At 42.7% G+C, this 18,354-nt stretch carries 15 protein-coding genes; 4 read left to right on the top strand and 11 right to left on the bottom strand.

From position 1 onward, the window contains the following. Positions 1–86: 86 nt before the first annotated feature. The 6 genes from AACT19_RS04035 to AACT19_RS04010 form a co-directional block, all read right to left on the bottom strand. Positions 87–1,793 (bottom strand): autotransporter assembly complex protein TamA, encoded by a 1,707-nt coding sequence (locus AACT19_RS04035; RefSeq protein WP_339373536.1) that lies wholly within the window; start codon positions 1,791–1,793, stop codon positions 87–89. 211 nt (positions 1,794–2,004) lie between these two features. Next, positions 2,005–3,291 carry a DEAD/DEAH box helicase gene (locus tag AACT19_RS04030; RefSeq protein WP_076645395.1) on the bottom strand — a complete coding sequence of 429 codons (1,287 nt, stop codon included), beginning with the start codon at positions 3,289–3,291 and terminating at the stop codon, positions 2,005–2,007. A 143-nt stretch (positions 3,292–3,434) separates the two neighbouring features. Next, the gene (locus AACT19_RS04025) at positions 3,435–4,175 is read right to left on the bottom strand and encodes a DUF1223 domain-containing protein (protein WP_076645393.1); all 741 of its coding nucleotides are present in this window, start codon (positions 4,173–4,175) and stop codon (positions 3,435–3,437) included. Positions 4,176–4,405: 230 nt separating this feature from the next. Next, positions 4,406–4,594 carry a hypothetical protein gene (locus AACT19_RS04020; protein WP_017079198.1) on the bottom strand — a complete coding sequence of 63 codons (189 nt, stop codon included), beginning with the start codon at positions 4,592–4,594 and terminating at the stop codon, positions 4,406–4,408. A gap of 312 nt (positions 4,595–4,906) precedes the next feature. After that, positions 4,907–5,908, bottom strand: coding sequence for a TerC/Alx family metal homeostasis membrane protein (locus tag AACT19_RS04015; RefSeq protein WP_076645390.1), 1,002 nt, complete (start codon positions 5,906–5,908; stop codon positions 4,907–4,909). A 635-nt stretch (positions 5,909–6,543) separates the two neighbouring features. Next, positions 6,544–8,259, bottom strand: a complete 1,716-nt coding sequence (locus AACT19_RS04010) for a bifunctional metallophosphatase/5'-nucleotidase (RefSeq protein ID WP_076645388.1) — start codon at positions 8,257–8,259, stop codon at positions 6,544–6,546. A 238-nt stretch (positions 8,260–8,497) separates the two neighbouring features. On the opposite strand from AACT19_RS04010, the gene AACT19_RS04005 reads away from it, so the two are divergent. Then, complete coding sequence (locus tag AACT19_RS04005; protein ID WP_076645386.1) at positions 8,498–10,270, top strand: ATP-dependent endonuclease; 1,773 nt, start codon at positions 8,498–8,500, stop codon at positions 10,268–10,270. Positions 10,271–10,489: 219 nt separating this feature from the next. Here the strand turns inward: AACT19_RS04005 and AACT19_RS04000 are convergent, their stop codons facing one another. Further along, positions 10,490–10,984 (bottom strand): DUF1097 domain-containing protein, encoded by a 495-nt coding sequence (locus AACT19_RS04000; protein ID WP_076645384.1) that lies wholly within the window; start codon positions 10,982–10,984, stop codon positions 10,490–10,492. A gap of 469 nt (positions 10,985–11,453) precedes the next feature. Further along, positions 11,454–12,359, bottom strand: a complete 906-nt coding sequence (locus AACT19_RS03995; protein WP_004730888.1) for a LysR substrate-binding domain-containing protein — start codon at positions 12,357–12,359, stop codon at positions 11,454–11,456. Between the two features lie 273 nt (positions 12,360–12,632). Between AACT19_RS03995 and focA the strand changes: the two genes are divergently transcribed. Continuing rightward, positions 12,633–14,084: a formate transporter FocA gene (gene focA / locus AACT19_RS03990; protein ID WP_076645382.1), complete on the top strand. Its 1,452-nt coding sequence runs from the start codon at positions 12,633–12,635 to the stop codon at positions 14,082–14,084. A gap of 316 nt (positions 14,085–14,400) precedes the next feature. Here focA and AACT19_RS03985 read toward each other — a convergent pair whose 3' ends face one another. The 3 genes from AACT19_RS03985 to AACT19_RS03975 form a co-directional block, all read right to left on the bottom strand. Beyond that, positions 14,401–14,970 (bottom strand): YceI family protein, encoded by a 570-nt coding sequence (locus AACT19_RS03985; protein WP_004730890.1) that lies wholly within the window; start codon positions 14,968–14,970, stop codon positions 14,401–14,403. After that, positions 14,967–15,506, bottom strand: a complete 540-nt coding sequence (locus tag AACT19_RS03980) for a cytochrome b (protein WP_004730891.1) — start codon at positions 15,504–15,506, stop codon at positions 14,967–14,969. Before AACT19_RS03980 ends, AACT19_RS03985 begins: the two co-directional genes overlap by 4 nt. A 185-nt stretch (positions 15,507–15,691) precedes the next feature. Beyond that, the gene (locus AACT19_RS03975) at positions 15,692–15,937 is read right to left on the bottom strand and encodes a DUF2164 domain-containing protein (protein ID WP_029222644.1); all 246 of its coding nucleotides are present in this window, start codon (positions 15,935–15,937) and stop codon (positions 15,692–15,694) included. A 285-nt stretch (positions 15,938–16,222) separates the two neighbouring features. Here AACT19_RS03975 and AACT19_RS03970 point away from each other — a divergent pair, with 285 nt between their 5' ends. Continuing rightward, the gene (locus AACT19_RS03970; RefSeq protein WP_017081124.1) at positions 16,223–16,858 is read left to right on the top strand and encodes a hypothetical protein; all 636 of its coding nucleotides are present in this window, start codon (positions 16,223–16,225) and stop codon (positions 16,856–16,858) included. A 575-nt stretch (positions 16,859–17,433) separates the two neighbouring features. After that, complete coding sequence (locus AACT19_RS03965; protein ID WP_029405125.1) at positions 17,434–18,171, top strand: EAL domain-containing protein; 738 nt, start codon at positions 17,434–17,436, stop codon at positions 18,169–18,171. Positions 18,172–18,354 lie beyond the last annotated feature (183 nt).

Raw genomic sequence — 18,354 nt, 5'->3', positions numbered from 1 at the left:
TTTATTTAAGCACAAAGGTTATTACGCTTGCTTGATTTCCTAGAATCCCATTAGATGGATCAAACCCTCCCTGAGAACCGTAAATATTAAAACTGAGTGCCTAGAGAAAAATGGATACGGAATTCATCACCTTCGGTCGCATCCAGACCATAGGCAAAATCGAGTTTGACTGGCATAAGCTGTGAGTTCCAAATCAAGCTCACTCCCGTGCCACGCTTCCAATATGGTTGTTGATCAAATGCATCTCCCGCATCAAGAAAGGCACCCAACCAAATTGAACGATAGACTTGATGCTGATACTCGATTCCAGCCGTTAACATATAACGTGCCCCCGTTAATTCGCCATTCTCGTCTCTAGGAGAAATCGATTCATAACCATAGCCCCGCAAGTTGCCGTCTCCACCAGCAAAATAACGAAGCGAGGAAGGCACATCCGATAATGATTTTGCGATATTAATGCCGACGTTAGAACGGAAATGAAGCTTTTGCTCATCACTAATATCCCAAGAAACTACACTGTTTCCTTCCAACCGCAACAGCCTTGAATCAGACAACAGATTAGGGTCAGAATACTCAATAGAATAGATGTGTCGATGATTAAGCTCCAATTGATCATTCTTACGATCAACCTGAGAAAAGCTGATTCCAGGTAAGAACAATTGAGATTGCTCTTCTTCAGAGGCCTGACGGTACTGCTCGTGCAAGTATTTGACGTAAATAGTACTTTGCCAATCGCTGTCTAGTTGCCAGTAACGTTCAAACTTAAGATCGTTTGAAAAGCTTTTTGTGTCTCGATGATCAATACGTTTCGATTCAAACTGAATACCAAAGTAATCGGTCGTTACCTTTTTCGTCGGGATTTTATACCCTAATTGAAGCGACTGCTCTTGTTCAGACAAATACGTTTGAGTTTCAAAACTGTGTCCCCTTCGGTTGTACCAAGGTTTTAACCAGTTCAGAGAGGCTCGAAATCCGAGATCGGTAGAATAACCACCACCAACTTGAACAATATCACGCGAGCTTGGCTCCGCGATGATTTCAATTGGGACTTCCAGACTGTTATCAAGGTGGTTGAACTCACTATGCACAACGACGCTGCGAAACCATAGAGTGTCAGACAAGTCAGATTGCAACTGACCAAGCTTAATGGTGTCAAAATCATCGCCTTGTTTGAACGTCGGAATTCGCTCGATACGTATAGGTTCTACACCGTTCTGAGGAACGCTTACAGAACCAAATTTATAGCGTGGTCCGCTACAAAAATGAAGGTGGATATTAGCAATGTTATCACTAGGGATTACTTCTATTCTCGACTCAATAAATTTTCCGTCAAAGTAGCCTTTTCTCTTTGCCAAAGAGAATATAGCCTGTTTTGTCTTGTCGTATTCCAAGTGTGACAATGGGAGGCCCGAATCCAACTTACTTTGATTCAGTATTTTTATAAACTCATCATCCTTACTCGCTTTACCTGAAACTTTAACGTCCGAGCCCGCAATTCGCATGACAGAGCCTGAATCGATATTCAGCGTTATGTTATCAGGGTCATTAAGTTCGATATCTAATTGAGGATGATAGTATCCATAAGGGCTGAGTGCGTTTTCGATACGTTTTGCTATCTTTTTTTTTGACAACTGTGAGGCGGGAACATCGGCTAAGGCTTCTAAATATAGCTCTACATTTTCGGTGAGAGTTTTATTTAGTCCCTTAACTTTTAATTCAGCGGCTATAGAAGAATGTTGGGTAAAGACGAACAGTGAAGCGGTCAGTATTGTTTGTTTAATCGAGGTCTTCACACGTTTACCTAGTTGCTCAAAACCCGAATAGGTTATGAGCAAAGGGTAGAATCGCTGAATCTCATATGGAGGATGCCATCCTACTAACTAACGAGTCTTCACCCTTAAAAACAAGTAAAGTCGTTCATTCGCAGACTGCATCCATTTATCTAGGATACAAAAAAGGCGCAATTAAGCGCCTTTAGAAGTTCTATTTTTTACTGACTCAATATCAGTTATTTCTCAGCCACACATCTTGGTTTTTAGGTGCTTTCTTCTTTTTCTTTTTGCCTGTGCCAGCCGGTGGCGCAACGGGTTTTAATGCAGCAACAAGTTCAGCCGTAGCTTCTTCATCCACTTCAAAACCTTCAATTTGCTCACGCTCAAGACGGATTTTGTTCTTCTTCTCAATGATTGTGAAGTGATGGTAATCTTCGTGGTCGATCAAAGATAGCGCTAGACCAACCTCACCCGCACGGCCACTTCGGCCAATACGGTGCATGTAGTCTGATGGGCTACGCGGTAGGTCAAAGTTGATTACTACTGGTAGCTTTTCGATATCCAGACCACGTGCCGCGATGTCTGTCGCGATAAGAACGTCAATCTCGCCAGATTTGAAATCTTCAAGAATACGAGTACGTGAACCCTGCCCTTTATCGCCGTGGAATACTTCTGCGATGATACCGCGCTTGTAAAGCTTGTCTGCAAGGTGCTCACAGCTGTTTTTCGCGTTTACGAAGATAAGAGCTTGGCGCCATTCGTGCTGTTGAATCAGGTGCGCTAACAATGCGGTCTTACGACCTTTTTCTACTTCGAATACACGCTGAACCAATGTGCTCGCATTAGCACTTTGAAGTTGAACCTCAATTGGATCATTCAGTAGTTCGTGAGTCAGCGTTTTAACTTGCTCGGGGAAAGTCGCAGAGAACAACAAGGTTTGTTTTTTGCTTGGCAGAAGTTTCAAGATCGCGTCTAGTTCTTCTGTAAAACCAAGGCTTAACATTCGGTCAGCTTCATCAAGCACTAACGTTTTTACTTTATCTAGCTTGATAGCGTTGCTTGAGATCAGATCCAGCAAACGACCCGGTGTTGCCACCAAGATATCAGTGCCGCCACGTAGCGTTTGCATCTGAGTGTTTACCGATACACCACCAAATACACAAACCGTTTTGATCGCACCATTGAAGTGTACTGCGTAAGACTTAACGCTGTCAGCCACTTGCTTAGCAAGTTCACGAGTAGGAACTAAGATGAGACCAGACACAAAGTTACCTTTGCCTGCTCTGCGGTCTAAAGGTGCATCTTCATGGATTTGTTGTAACAGCGGCAGTGCAAATGCTGCAGTTTTACCTGAACCCGTATTTGCACCTGCAATTAGGTCGCGTCCTGCTAACACACTTGGAATAACTTGCGCTTGGATAGGCGTTGGCTGTTGGTATTCAAGCTCGGTTAGACGAGCCATCAAAGGAGAGATTAAGCCAAGATCAGAGAAGTTGGTTGGTGTTGTGGTGTTAGTCATTAATTGCAGGAACTCAAAGCTAAAATAATAGCGCGCTATATTAACGTATTTCAGCAGTATTACGTAACTAAATCGCCCCTTTCTCCCGTGTTTCAGCGATTAAGCCCCTCTAAAACACATCCAGATATCAAGTTATCGCATATTTAGTTAAGCCAACCCGCTACCGTTTGCTCTGGCGTGTACGAGTTGAGCTCAGTTAACCACACGGCTACAGCATCTGGCGTGGCGACTAACGGGGAGAAGTCGATATTGAATTGCCATTTGGATTCACCACGTTGATAGCCGTCGTAAACCACGACAAAATCGTGCTTAAGTTTCTTACCTCTGTTCTCGCCCGCTTTAACGCTGGTGACTTCGTTCATCGCCAACAAGGCAATATGAGCGACATAATCCCCTTTGCCTTCGTAACTCACGCTGAACGTATCGCCTTTATGGTTCACTGTTAATTTGGGATGAGTTTGTTGTTGGAGCGAAGGCAACGTTCTGTCTAGCCAATTAAAGTAACCACGCCACTCTTTTCCATCGACAACAAAGCCCGGTGTATAAACGCCACTTGTTACCCCATAAGCTTTGTATAAACGCTGCTTCTGACTGAATGCCTTGCTGGCGAACTTGTCTCCCCAGCCTAAGTAGTCCCAGTAGTCTACGTGATAAGCAAGCGGTATGACCTCGGTCCAAAGTTTTGGATGATCTGCAAAAGTACTAAGGTACGTGTCAGCAGGCGGACAACTAGAACAACCTTCAGAGGTAAACAGCTCAATAACCTGAGCAGGCTGGCCTTCGTTACTCCACGTTTGTGCAAACGACACAGAAGAATGGGCGCCGATTGGCAAGGCAAGTAAACAGAGTTTAATCAATGGTGAGTTGCATTTGGCGTGTGACATACCGAGATCCTTGTACAAAGCGAATTGATTGGCGCTCAAATAAAGACCGTTATGCCTAAGTATTTCTTTCAGGTGATGAGTTTCTTTCAGGTGCTGGGTTTATTTCAGATGCTTAGTTTATTTCAGATAGACAGCTTGTTTTAGATGCACAGTTTCTTTCAGATACAAAAACGCCAGCTTTAAAAGCTGGCGTTTTTTAAATTCTATATTTTTACATGTTAACGCAGAGATTAACGGTTGATACCGATATCGCGTTGCATGTGACCAGATAGGTCGCTTGCGTAGTAACTACGTGGAGAGTTGTCTACGAAAAGAATATCGAAAATGTGTGCAATCAATCCTTTGATGTTAACCGAGTAGGTCTTCTTATCCATAGAGTTAGGAACAGCGATAGTATTCATTTGCATTGCTTGAGCCATGATTGCCTCTCTATAAATTTGTTTATGTGGTTCGTTCTGATGACAAGAATAATAGGTGATCTTTTGCAGGTTAAAAAATGACTAAAATTAGAAATTCAGATTAGTTTTTCTAATAAAACAATCCATTAACAACACCTCGAAATACATATTCACGCTTGATGAGTAAAAATTCACAACAGTGCCTAAATCATGCATTTAGTACAAATAACCCTCAAACAACAGTGGCCAATGTCACAAAAAATTTACATAAATAAATTTCAAGCTTCATTGACCACCTAATCCTTATCGAGTTTTCGATAAGTTATTTTTGTTTTAATTTACTTGTTCAATGTCTGGCTTCTTCGCATAAATCGACGCTATAACCGCAATCGTCATAGTAGAAATCAGAACAGCTAGCGACCAATACGTTGGGATAGCCCACTCACTGTCAACCAATAGCATTTTCACACCAATGAACACCATGATGAATGCCAGTGCAGGCTTCAAGTAGATGAACTTATCCATCATACCTTGCAGAACAAAGTACAAAGAACGAAGGCCAAGCAATGCAAATACGTTTGCAGCCAGTACTAAGAATGGCTCTCGCGTAACGGCGAAAATTGCAGGAATAGAATCCAGTGCAAACATCACATCCATAACCGCAATGGCACCAATCACCAACATCATTGGCGTGAGTACCCATTTAGTGCCTTGCTTGATCATCAACGCTGGACCATGGAAGTCTTCTGTCACTGACATCACTTTTCGAAGTAACTTCTCAGGTAGCGTATTCACACTCTCCTCTTCGCCCTTGTCTAGCGCTAGTTTAATACCCGTACCAATTAGGAATGCAGCAAATACATAAAGCACCCAATGGTATTCAGCCAATAGCTGAGCACCTAATGCGATCATAATTGCACGAAGCACCAATGCACCAATTACGCCCCAAAGAAGCGCACGAGGTCTTAGATGCTCAGGAACTTGGTATTGAGCAAAGATCATCGCGAAAACAAACAAGTTGTCTACGCTCAATGATTTTTCTAGCAAGTAACCGGTAATGAATGACACGGTTGCTTTTTGCGCGGTGTATTCACTATTCGGCGCATAGATGTCCCAAAAAAGGTAAATGGAACCAGCAAATAAAAACGCAAGCACAAACCAGAAAACGCTCCAAATTGCCGCTTTCTTGATGGTTACACTACCACCACGAGTCTGATAGATATCAATAGAGACGAGAATGACTGTCAGCAGGAAAAAGCCCGCATAAGTCGTCATGATTGGCGATGAAAAAAAGGATTCACTATTTGTAGATAATAGAGATTGAGTTGAGTTCATTATTCCTCCGGGCGGAAGAACTGTACAAAGACCTTCCGCAAACAAAACTATCAAGTTCCACGACGGATCTTGATTGTGATTGCGTTGGTCTCGTTGAAGTGAAATATGGGATTTCACCTTTACATACCGGATAGACTCTTGGCCTAACGAGATGACGATATGTAAACTTGCGCTAACTACTCCCCAAACGCGTGGATAATATTCCTCTATCTTTGTTTCGTCTAGAAAAATTTTCGGAAATAAATAAAAAAGGAGCAAAACGCTCCTCATTTATTTCTATAGGCTTGTCAAAACGACATTCGTATTGATTCTGAGAATACTACTGAGAGGGTTAACCCCTAATACCGTTACTCATGATACAAATCCGTTACTCAATGATACAAATAACGAATGAGTCTTGTACGCGCTTTACGTTATAAACCTGCAGCGGGTACCAAGTACACTAACGCGGACCAAACCGATACCCAACCAACCACTGCTACCGCATCTAACCAATCTTTCTTATCCATGCTTATCTCCACAAGAAGGCGACCTGCAGGAATAAAGCATAAACAATGCCAAATTTATAAATAGACGAAACTAATAACACCAATCACAAGTATTACCTGTGACTATCTAAAACACTCCAAACAATTCTACGGCTCGTTGTGTTGCAGTGACTCTGGGTGGTCTTGTAGAAACTCGATGAAACAGTCTGCCATTGAGTCGGTCGTGACCATGCCATCACCTATCATATCCAAGACGGCGTTATAGCCCTCTTTTCCTTTCATGGTATAGGCTGACGACGCGCCACGGTAAAGACGGTTGCGAGAAACAGTCTGCCATCCCAATTCATCAGAGTGGATTTCTAGATGATGAATCCTGTGTCCCAAAGGCGCTTCTTTGTGGTAACAAAACCTCAGGTTATGCGTATAAGGAAAGCTGCCTGAACCTGTCCCTACAACGCCATTATCCAGCGCGTTATTGATTGCACCTTCAAGCATGCCTGCGATCGTTTCACCTTTTACTTCATACACACCAATAGGTACGGCAAACGGTAGTAGTTTTCCGGCAATATCGGCAACAGAGACATCGCCGCTATTCAGTGAATTTCTAACACCACCTGCGTTGTGAATGGCAAATTCAACCTGATGCCCTTTTTTGTTCATTAGGTAGTGAAATGATTGAGCAACCAAGGGCGCTAGTTGGCTCGGGCCTTTCTCGTCCGGGATTCGTATATGGCGCAATTTTGTATCTGCATGAGCAATCACTTGTTGCTGAAGCTTTCGAACTCGCGGCTGGTATTTATCCGTCAGAATGCTCTGCAGCTCAGGATCTTTCTTACACACTGCAATATTAGGGTGATTGTTTAAAAACTCACATGCCATGTCGTGCGCATCGTCTTGCCCTACTTCACTCAATTTCGCGTCTATAAACAGTCGACGGCCTAACAGCAGTTCGTTCTTACCGTTGAAGTGAGTCACTTTGCCTTCAGCATCGAACTCGATTTCGCAGTGTCCTAGGCTCATGGCGTGGAAACCCGCTTGCACAACATAGGTGTCACCGACTTTCACGCCGTAATCATCATCTTTAACTAAGCCAATATCAGAGAAATCACCTTGTAAGCGATGACTATGACCACCAACAATGACGCCAATACCTGTTACGTTGGCTGCTAACTCTAAATCAGCTTCGTAACCAAGATGGCTAAGTAACACAATCTTGTTGATGCCAGCTTTATGAATCTGCTCAATAGTCGCTTTTGCTGTTTCTAAAGCATTTTCAAATGGTGTATCGATATCTGGATTAGCAATGCCTGCCATCTTGTCGATGCTTAAGCCGAATATTGCAACCTTCTCGCCATCAAACCCTTTCGTTATAAAAGAAGCGCTTCGCGTTTCAGTCAGATAAGGCTTAACAATTTCGTTGTCCGCTAAGGTATGAGTTTTATTGATATCCTCATTCGATAGATTCCAGTTACCGGCCAACAATGGGAATTTGATTCTTTTCGCGAAAATCGCAACGGGCTCATTACCCATATCTAGCTCGTGATTGCCGAGCGTCATGGCATCTATATTAAGGGCATTCAACAAATCGGCGTTGGCTTTTCCCTTGAATAAAGAAAAGTACAAAGTCCCCTGGAAGCAGTCACCAGCATGCAGGAACAGGGTTCCAACCTTCTGACGCTGGGCATCTTGTTCTATTTGTTTGAAGCGTGTTGAAATTCGAGCAAAGCCACCAGTACTGACATAAGGTTCAATGATGTGGTTGTTCATTTTAAGTGATAGCTGTAACGAGGTTGGTTCAAAGTATGAGTGGGTGTCGTTGATGTGTGCCAACACTATTTTTGTCGGCTTATTCTTTTTAGTCATATTTTCTTCTCTCTTTGTCCCTTCATACTAGGTCGAGAATCATGACAGAATCGTGAATTTTATGAAACTGCACTGCAAAAAAATTCTCGAGATAGATCAAAAATCCCATTTTGATCCGTACAAATAAACAACGGGTTTTGTGACAGGTGAGCATACCGGATTGGTATTTTTCGATTATGATTAAAGATATCTGTTAGCTTTCAAACAATTAGCAGAGCCTTCCGTTAGGAGTAAGCCTATGCAACTAGAAAGAATCGAGATTTCTGGCTTTCGAGGTATCAAGCGCATGTCACTCGCGTTTGACGAGCTAACCACGCTTATTGGTGAAAATACCTGGGGTAAGTCTTCATTATTGGATGCCCTTTCCGTCGTTCTGCCCTCAGACGGTGTGCCATATCACTTCGAAATGACTGATTTTCATGTCGATTACTCGGTTTCACATCCACAGTCTCAACATCTTCAAATTGTTCTCGCATTAAAAGCCAATGATAAGAGCGAACTCAACGCTGGTCGTTATCGCAAGCTTAAACCTATATGGGTTCAAGATGAATTTGGCGTCCATCGTATCTATTATCGAATCAGTGCCACATTAGAACAATATGAAACGACCACAAACTACGCATTCTTAGGTTTAGACGGTAATCCGCTCAAACTCCATCACTCAGAAAAGCTCGCTCAAGAATTAATGACCTTACATCCTGTGATCCGTTTACGAGACGCAAGGCACTTTGATCGCCCTTTCAACGGAAATTCACTCAACCACAATGCTCACCTGCCGACTAATGTTCACGCTAATAACGGTCACGCTAACAATGCAAACGGAAATGGGAACGGACATAATCACACAACCAATGGTCATGGCACGAATGGAAACGCCAGCAACTGCAATGGCAATGGCCGTCAGGCAAGAATAGAAAAGCGGATCGACAACACCTGCCGCCGTCTTATGGCGATACCCGGACATGTTAATAAGGGTGAAATGCGCAGTAGTCTTGAGTCAATGCAAAGCTTAATAGAACACTACTTCTCATTTAAGAGTGTCTCACGCAAGAACCCGAGAAAACCGCGTGACGGGCTACTGTACTCAGCTGGAGCGAACGACAAGAGCATTCATCAATTGGTCGAGGAGACCAAGAATAAGCAAACTCGGCTGTTATTCATGGGCTTACTTAACGCTTATCTACAGGCCAAAGGGCCGACAGACTTAAGACGATGTGCGCGCCCTCTTTTGATCCTTGAAGATCCAGAGGGTCGACTGCACCCAACGCACCTAGCAAGGGCTTGGAGCTTGATGCAAAAGTTACCGATGCAAAAAATCCTTACCACCAACAGTGGCGATCTACTTGCTGCTGTACCACTTCAATCGATTCGTCGTTTGGTGCGTCAGTCCGATAAAACCATCGCTAACCAACTCAACATGAACCACTTTAGCAAAGATGAGCTTCGTCGAATTGGTTTTCATATTCGTTTCCATCGTTCAGGTGCTCTGTATGCTCGCTGTTGGTTATTAGTAGAAGGTGAGACTGAAGTCTGGTTGTTTAACGAGTTAGCCAATCAATGTGGGTATAACCTTGCTGCGGAAGGCGTTCAGATTATTGAGTTCGCTCAATCAGGACTAAAGGCATTGATCAAAGTCGCGCAAGAGTTTGGCATCGATTGGCATGTCGTCACCGATGGTGATGCAGCAGGCAAAAAATATGCGGCAACAGTGCTATCTAAACTCGGGAACGATCAAGAGCGACATCGCCTCACAGAGCTTCCTGACAGAGACATCGAACACTACTTGTATATGAATGGGTTTGAGAATTTTTTCAGAGACATGGTTAAGATTCCTTACGATCACCCTATCCCAGCGAAAAAAGTCGTGGCTAAAGTTCTTAAGAAACACGCAAAACCAGATCTGGCTTTAGCGATCGTGTCTCATTGTGAGAATCAAGGACAAGACTGTATTCCCTTGTTATTAAGGTGGACGCTAAAACGTGTCATCACCATGGCAAACGGGAACACCTAAGCGCTTTAATTAATTGATAGATGCTATTGGTTCTTCTGCAGATGATTTTTTTAACTGATTGGCTTACCCAAAAACCAAAAAAGGCACACCAAGTGGTGTGCCTGTATAAATCGATATACAAATTAATTGGGGGTTATCTTGCAAGAGTTTACAGTGACTAAACTGAGGTTAGGTTAACGAATTAAGGTTAGATTAACGAATTAAGGTTAGATTAACGAATTAAGCCTTAGCTTGCTTAGTGTGTTGTTCAACCACTTCCGAAGATTGAGTCGATTTCTCGTGAAGCCATAGCCCCGTTGCTTTCATCAAGTATCCAAATACACCACCAAGCAGTAAAGATGGTACTACAAGTTGCCAATCGCCACCTGCAGCAAACGTCGCACAACAACCAATGAAGGTTCCTGGGATATAACCTAGCCACGCTTGTTTCGCTTGGATACACATAAAGAAAGCCACAATAGCGGTAATCATGTAGCCTAAAATCTCTAAACCTGCGAAGGTTGAGCTTTCGATAATCACCATTGCCCAGAATACGCCTGTCATATTAGTCAATAAGCTACCGACTAGTCCTTTTACGCCGCCTGTTGGCGAAGCAAAATAACTGGTGCAACCTAAGAAACCTGCCCATGACAATAAGCCGAAAGAGATAGCAATCCATCCCCATAGACCTGACAAAATACCTGTTGTTAATGAAATCGCGACTAATGTACTCATACTATTTCTAAAGCCTAATTACGTAATTCATCGCAACCGGATTTAGCCTCACTTAAAATCAAGTAAGCATATTATGGGAAGAACGCCCTTTTTTAGCCGATCTCGATCACATTAATAATGTATGCGAACATACATTTATCACCATATGGAGACCGAAATCGCTTATCCAACACAATTAGTTATCAGGGGATATTGGCCTTTCGAGGTCGATTTTGCAGCCTTTGTGGGAAATTTATACAAGACAGAGGCTTTGACGTGTAGCTAGCCTACATGAAAAGCCGATAACGCAGTAGAAATGAACCACAAGGGCTGCCCGAAGGGTTCGGCTAAAATCGTTTTATGCTTTGTTGAAGAATATTTGCTTAGAATGACTAGGCTACATACTCTTCGCCGCGCCTAAAACGATTTTACCTCGAACAAAACTTAACCACGAAAGGTCAACAGCCCCTCGCCTTTTATCAAATCTACCTTACAGAACCGATGGTTTGCCTTTCATCATGCGCTTACCTTCACGCTTGATACACTCAGCAAGTGGGTTCTCAGACATATCTGCACGCCAAATAAAGGACAAAGTTCTTTCCATTTCAAGCTCAGGGACATTTAACGTGACCAGTTGGCCAGACTCAACAAACTGTTCGACATCGAGATAAGGTAAACACGTTAAATATGGGCCGTTTGCAACCAAACTTCTTAAAACAGGAACGTGTTCATACTCTCGCCAAACATCAAGATCACCAATTAAATGATGAATAGAGCTATCAAAAACCTTGCGAGTACCCGAACCATGTTCACGTAATACCCATTTTGCTTGTTCTAATTGCGCCAAGCTTACTCGTTCACGCTTCGCAAACGGGTGATGAGCCGATGCAACCACCGTTAAATGGTCCGTACACCACACTTCTTGGTGAACTCGGTTGTCATCACAACGACCTTCGATAACACCCAAGTCATATTGATAATCTAATACGCCATCAATAACCGCATCGGTACTTTGCACGCCGAGCGAGATTCGCATCTCAGGAAAGTCGTTATCAATAATACTGATGAGGTCAGGAACAAGGTGTTCCGCTGGTGTTTGGCTTGCACCGAGTTTGAGCTCTCCACTCAGTAAATGTTGCTCGTAGAAACCCATCTCAATTTGCTGCGCATCTTGCAGTAAACGCTTTGCTTTGGGCCTTAGCCACATGCCCCAATGAGTGAGAGCCATTTGCTTGCCCTGCCTTTCAAACAAAGGCCTGCCGAGCATTTTTTCCAACTGTGCAAGAGACATACTTGTCGCCGATTGAGTCAACGCCAATCTGTCTGCTGCTTGACTAACACTCCCGGAATCTGCCACTGCATCAAATACCGCGAGTTGCTTTAATGAATAACGCAAAATTCATCCTTAATTCTTTTAATAACTTGTGTCCTGTTGCTCGTTTTTTGTTAAGCCGATGAGCAATCAATTTCATTCTACGCGTAACCCAATCTATATCAATAAATTTGATGTGGTTTCTAAAAATTATCAATTTTACCTCTACCCCTCTACCCCCTAATCTGGAATGGCAGGACACAACGAGCCCTGCAAAACATTACTGATTAACCATTACGGATTAACCAAGTCATTAACACTAGGAATTACACATGACGGATTGTTCAAGGGGGGGATATGGCAACCAGCACTTCTGAAAATCAGCAACTGTTCTCGCCAACAGAAATGATGGCGGAAGCCGAGAAGTTTGCATTAAGCAAAGCAAATAAAACCAGCAGCATGACATTGAGTTTGGCAATCATGGCTGGCGCATTCATCGGGCTTGCTTTTTTATTCTACATCACGGTTACCACGGGTAGCGCTGATGCTGGATGGGGATTGAGTCGTTTAGCCGGCGGTCTTGCATTCAGTATGGGGTTAATCCTGATTGTGATTTGCGGTGGCGAGCTGTTTACCAGTTCAGTGTTATCAAGCATTTCATGGGCTAACAAGCAAATCAACTTCACTAAGATGCTGTCTATCTGGGGCAAGGTCTACGTCGGTAACTTCATCGGTGCCATGTTCCTATTGGCTTTGGTAAGCGCAGCAGGCTTATATCAACTGGATGGCGGTCAATGGGGCTTAAACGCTCTGAACATTGCTCAACACAAGCTACACCACAGCCCTGTTCAAGCTTTTGCTTTGGGTGTGCTTTGTAACTTATTGGTGTGTTTAGCGATTTGGTTAACGTTCAGCTCTGCGAACGCCATGACCAAAGCAATGATGACCGTATTACCTGTTGCAATGTTCGTTAGCTCAGGCTTTGAACACTGTGTGGCGAATATGTTCATGGTTCCACTAGGCATCACGATTCAAACATTCGCACCAGAGAGTTTTTGGATGCAAATCGGAGCAACGCCTGCTCAGTACGCAGACTTAAACATCATGAAATTTGTCACCGCAAACTTAATACCAGTGACAATCGGCAACATTGTAGGTGGTTCAGTATTGGTCGGCTTAGCCAATTGGAGCATTTACCGTCGCCCGCAGCTGAAAGCAGCAAAAATTACAGCAATTACACAAACAACAGAAATTACGTCAGTTAAGGAAATCACTATGAACACAGCAACGACTATCAAGCAAATCATGAACACTCAACCAATTACACTGAGCGTAGAAATGCCTACATCAGTCGCGATTGACTCCCTTCTAGACGCTCAACTTGTTAGCGCTCCTGTTTGCGATGTTGAAGGTCGTCTAGTGGGTATCTTCTCTGTTCACGACGTAATGGTTGACCTTTGGTGCCAAGATTACATCCCGACAAAAGGTCAGAAAGTCGTAGACCTAATGAGCCGTGACGTTGTGGCTATCGATGCAAACGACAAGTTAGTCGACGTTGCTGAGTTCCTATGCATCGACAAAGAACAACTGTACCCGACTACAAGCATGGGCTTCGCAACTCGCCTGACTTCTCTTTCTCTAGAAGAGCGTGCAAAAGCCATGAAAGTAAGCCAACCACATATGCTGCCAGTGCTAGAAAATGGCGTAATGGTCGGTGTATTAACTCGCATTGAAGTGATGCAAGCACTACGTCCAATCTACGGTGACCGACTAAACGTGGTTCCTCAAGCTGAACTAGAAACGGCTTAACTAATCGTAAGTTGAACTATTAGGGATTAGTAGTTCAATTAGATAACTCAGTCATGGCAACGTTGACTGGCAGAAGTAAATGGTGGCTTAAGACGCAGTAAAAGGTTTGACACAAAACAGACCTAAACGCGTGGCCATTTACCTCAATAAAAAAGGCGCAAAGTGAAAACTTTGCGCCTTTCTCTATTTCTAGCGGTTTTGCTACTTTCCCTACTGCCAACTAGCTAACTGCTGACCTTGTTAGTATCGACCAAACTTTTGATGTTTCTAAAAAATGTTGATACCTGTCAGAGAGGTAGAAAGCTAGAAAGCTAGATTACTTCTTTACACCTTCAACGTGCAGATCCATGTCTACATAGCTTGAAGCGCCCATTACTGGAATGTTGAAGTCAGCAAGCTCTAGACGAGTTGTACCAACGAATCCAGCACGCTCACCGCCCCATGGGTCTTGACCAGCACCAATGAATTCAGCTTCGATAACGATAGGCTTAGTTACGCCATGAAGTTTAAGGTCACCCATTACTTCAAGTTTGCCGTCACCTTTATCAACCACTTTCGTGCTGTTGAATGTAGCATCAGAAAACTTGCTTGCATCGATGAAATCACCGCTACGGATGTGCTTATCACGTTCTGCGTGGTTTGAGTCAAGACTTGTAGTATCAACCGTTACGTTTATTTTAGACGCTTCAACGTTGCTTTCATCAAATGAGAAATCACCTGAGAACGTGTTAAAACGACCTTGGATAAAGCTGTAACCTAGGTGGCTAACTTTAAAGTTAACTGAAGCATGCGCACCTTTTGTATCAATCACGTAATCAGCGGCGTTCGCAGCGAAAGGCATTGCCATAGCAAGTGCTAATCCTGTAGCGATAATTGACTTTTTCATTTTGAAGCTCCTATCATTTTTCGTAGCGTATCGTCTTTGTCGATAACGTGGTGTTTTATCGCCGCTAAGGCGTGCACTGATGCCATAATGATCAGTACCCATGCAGCATAGTAGTGAATCGTTCCTGCGAGATCCGATTGGTTTTCAAATAGCTCACCCATACTTGGAACAGTGAACCAATTAAACACGTCGATCCCACGGCCATCTGATGTTGAAATCAAATAACCTGAAATAAATAAAACCGCTAGGTTAATGTACATGAAGCCATGCGCTATCTTAGCTGCTGCAACTTCATAGCTTTTGCCTTCCACCTTAGGTGACGCCGTAACTAATTTCCAAAGCAAACGGAGAACAGTAACTGTAGCCAAAAGAATGCCTACCGAACGGTGGTAGTCTGGCGCTGTTTTGTACCACTCGCTGTAGTATGAAAGATCAACCATCCATAGGCCTACACCAAATAAGCCAAATATTGCGAGTGCTGAAATCCAATGCATTGCTCTTGCTAAGGGATTGTAATTTTTAACGTTGTTGTCCATACATCTGTTCCGAATGTTAACGAGTCGTGTAATTTTGAAAAGCGTACCCTACACTAAGTTTGTGTAACATATTATTTACCAAGCTTTACATTAGTTACATCATTTCAAATTAAACAAGTTATTCAAAATTTTTGAACAAGTTGCTTTATTGACAAATTTCTTTGTCGAACAATCGCTTGCTGTGTCTATATTTCAACGATTTGTTCAATTTCATAGAGCTCATCTGAGATATCTAACATTTTTCGTTCCATGACTTTCTGAGCATCTTCTATCCCCTTGTTGTAGTAAACCGCACCAAACTTTTTACTAATGAAGTCGACCAAGAATTCCGTGTCGAACTGACCAAGATCTACATCGAGTTCATCTTGCAAGTACTTTTGTAATGTATGAGTGAGCTCAGACTGTTGTTTCGAATCTAATTGAATGGTCATGAATGTGTCCAAATAAAGAGTAAGTAGAACAATTGTGATCAGCTGACTAAGATTAGGTTAACTATCGATAACTTTACTAAGTAACGATGAGCCTGCTAACTCACTATTATTTCTCATAATTTAGATTACAGACCCGTAGAGCGCCAGTGCTATCCATAAAAACGCTCTGCAATGGCTAATTTTGATAGAGGGATCATGAACTGGCACTTTGACGATAGGTAATGGCACTGCAATTACCGTACTATTGCCCATCAATAAGATAGTAACTGTGTATAAGGGATTTCATTGTTATTAGATCTAGTGATTAAAAGCGTCAACCAGTTTCAAGACGATTGCCTAAAGCTTTGTGAACGCCACTACCCTACGGTACACAATCAAGGGATCAGTGAGCACCATATAGGAAAAGCTTTTGCTCGACGAATGGAGCACACCTTCGTTAGCTTTAATCATGCAAGCAACATCAGCCCGCTCGAAATGCTTTCTTCTGGTGAAACCCCTCGACACTTCCGAATCTCCTCTGAAATAGGAACAGTTTGGATGATCAGCCACCACATGGTGAGCGCGGGGAAAACTTGTCGTAGAAAGTTGATGTTGGACATTCATAACTGGCAATCAGAGTATGGATTTGCAATCCAACCCAATGACGTTTTGATCATTGTCTCCGACCATTGGATAACCCGAAGTAAAAACAGCGGTGAACTATTACATTGGTGGATGGGAGAACTCCCAGACGAGATAACCGAATACAGCCAACAAGGCATCACCCTAAGAGAGAGCGAGTCTCAATTTGCCGCTGATTTGAATATTAACTTTAAAATTAGCCCCTGTTTTATTAAATTTGGCCACCCGTTAAAACGGTCAGGAAATCATCAATTAGTACGTAAATATCTGCAACTTTATGCGGTACTTCAATGGCAGTGATAATACGGGTCAACTTTTTCATTCAATATTGAAAGTAAATTGTTAGACCTTCATCCCAGTATTTTATAAAAGGCGACTCATTCCCTGTTCATTAATTATTCGAACTTCCTGTTTTAATTATTAATAACCAATCGACTCACAGTCTCGATTTTGAGAGATAGATATCATTTCTGTGTAACTCGCTTAGTCAATCTATTTTATAACTTTGACACTCCCCCATAATTTAAGCCATTAACCCTACTTTTCTCTGGTGTATCAGCGTTCTAGCCTTATATTGGTTGGGATTAATATGTGAGACGTTACTCAGCCATTAGATTCACTTAAGCTATCAAACGCAGTCAATGATAAGTAAATTTAATGGTTAATGTCATTTATCATGCTGATTTTTCGTTAGTTATATTAATTTAAATATTGACGTTACAAATGAATTTTTATTAATTGACAATTTAGTAACACCTGTCAATATTGTGACAGCCGTGACGTATATTCTCGTCATTAAATAAACACCTTTATTAGCGACTATGATTTTATCAGACAGAAGTGAATTTGTTAGCTGTATATCTGTGGACGCCGATATGCAGTTTATTGCGAAATATCAAGACCTAACACTTAGAAGTGTCTACCAACCTATATTTGATTCTTCTATGACTCAGATAGGTGTAGAGGCTTTAGTTCGAATTTCGAACAGCAAAGGTGCCATTGTTCGCCCTGACCACTTCTTTCATTCCGACGAAACCTCATGCACAGACAAAATTAATGTCGAGAGGCTGAGCCGAGCCATTCATATACGCAACTTCGCACAGTCGACTATTCGTCATTTACACCTATTCTTGAATGTTCTTCCTAATGTTGGCGAGCTATTTGCTGCAGAGAAAGTGAGCGATAGCTTGTTAGCTAAACGCCTGCATGAGCTTAACTTATCGTGCGAACAAATTGTGATGGAGTTGGTCGAGCTTAATGTAGAGAGTGAAGAACGTTTGAAAGACGCGGCCCATTCATTAGCGGAAAATGGTTTTCAAATCGCTGTTGATGATTTCGGAACACAAGCATCAACAGAACAGCGGGTTCGCCATATTAATCCTCATATCATCAAGATAGATCGCTCTGTGATGTTGGATTTTGAACAAGGCGACACAAGTGAAATGGAGTTGGCCCTAAAGCTTGCTACTCAAATCGGTGCGAAGACGGTAATCGAAGGGATAGAAACCCAACAACAACTCGCAGCGATGCAAAATTTAGGCTTCGATATGTATCAAGGTTATCACTTAGCCATGCCAAAGCCGATTGAGTTAGATCTCCGCCTCGCAATCTAGAACTGCCCTCTATTCTCTATTCTCTATTCTCTATTCTCTATTCTACAGGAAGCTGCTTTACCATTGGTTAGCGGCTTTTTAATACCTATATCTTTCTTAACGCAACGCTCGCTGACGCTATAGTCTCTTAGCACCGCCAAGTCACACCCATAAAAAAGCCCAGTCAAAATTGACTGGGCTGGC

Origin of the sequence: Vibrio sp. 10N.222.47.A9, assembly GCF_963872585.1 — a bacterium.
In the GTDB taxonomy this organism is placed as follows: domain Bacteria; phylum Pseudomonadota; class Gammaproteobacteria; order Enterobacterales; family Vibrionaceae; genus Vibrio; species Vibrio splendidus.
Note: the sequence above shows the minus strand (reverse complement) of the source record. Positions and strands in the feature narration are given on the sequence as shown.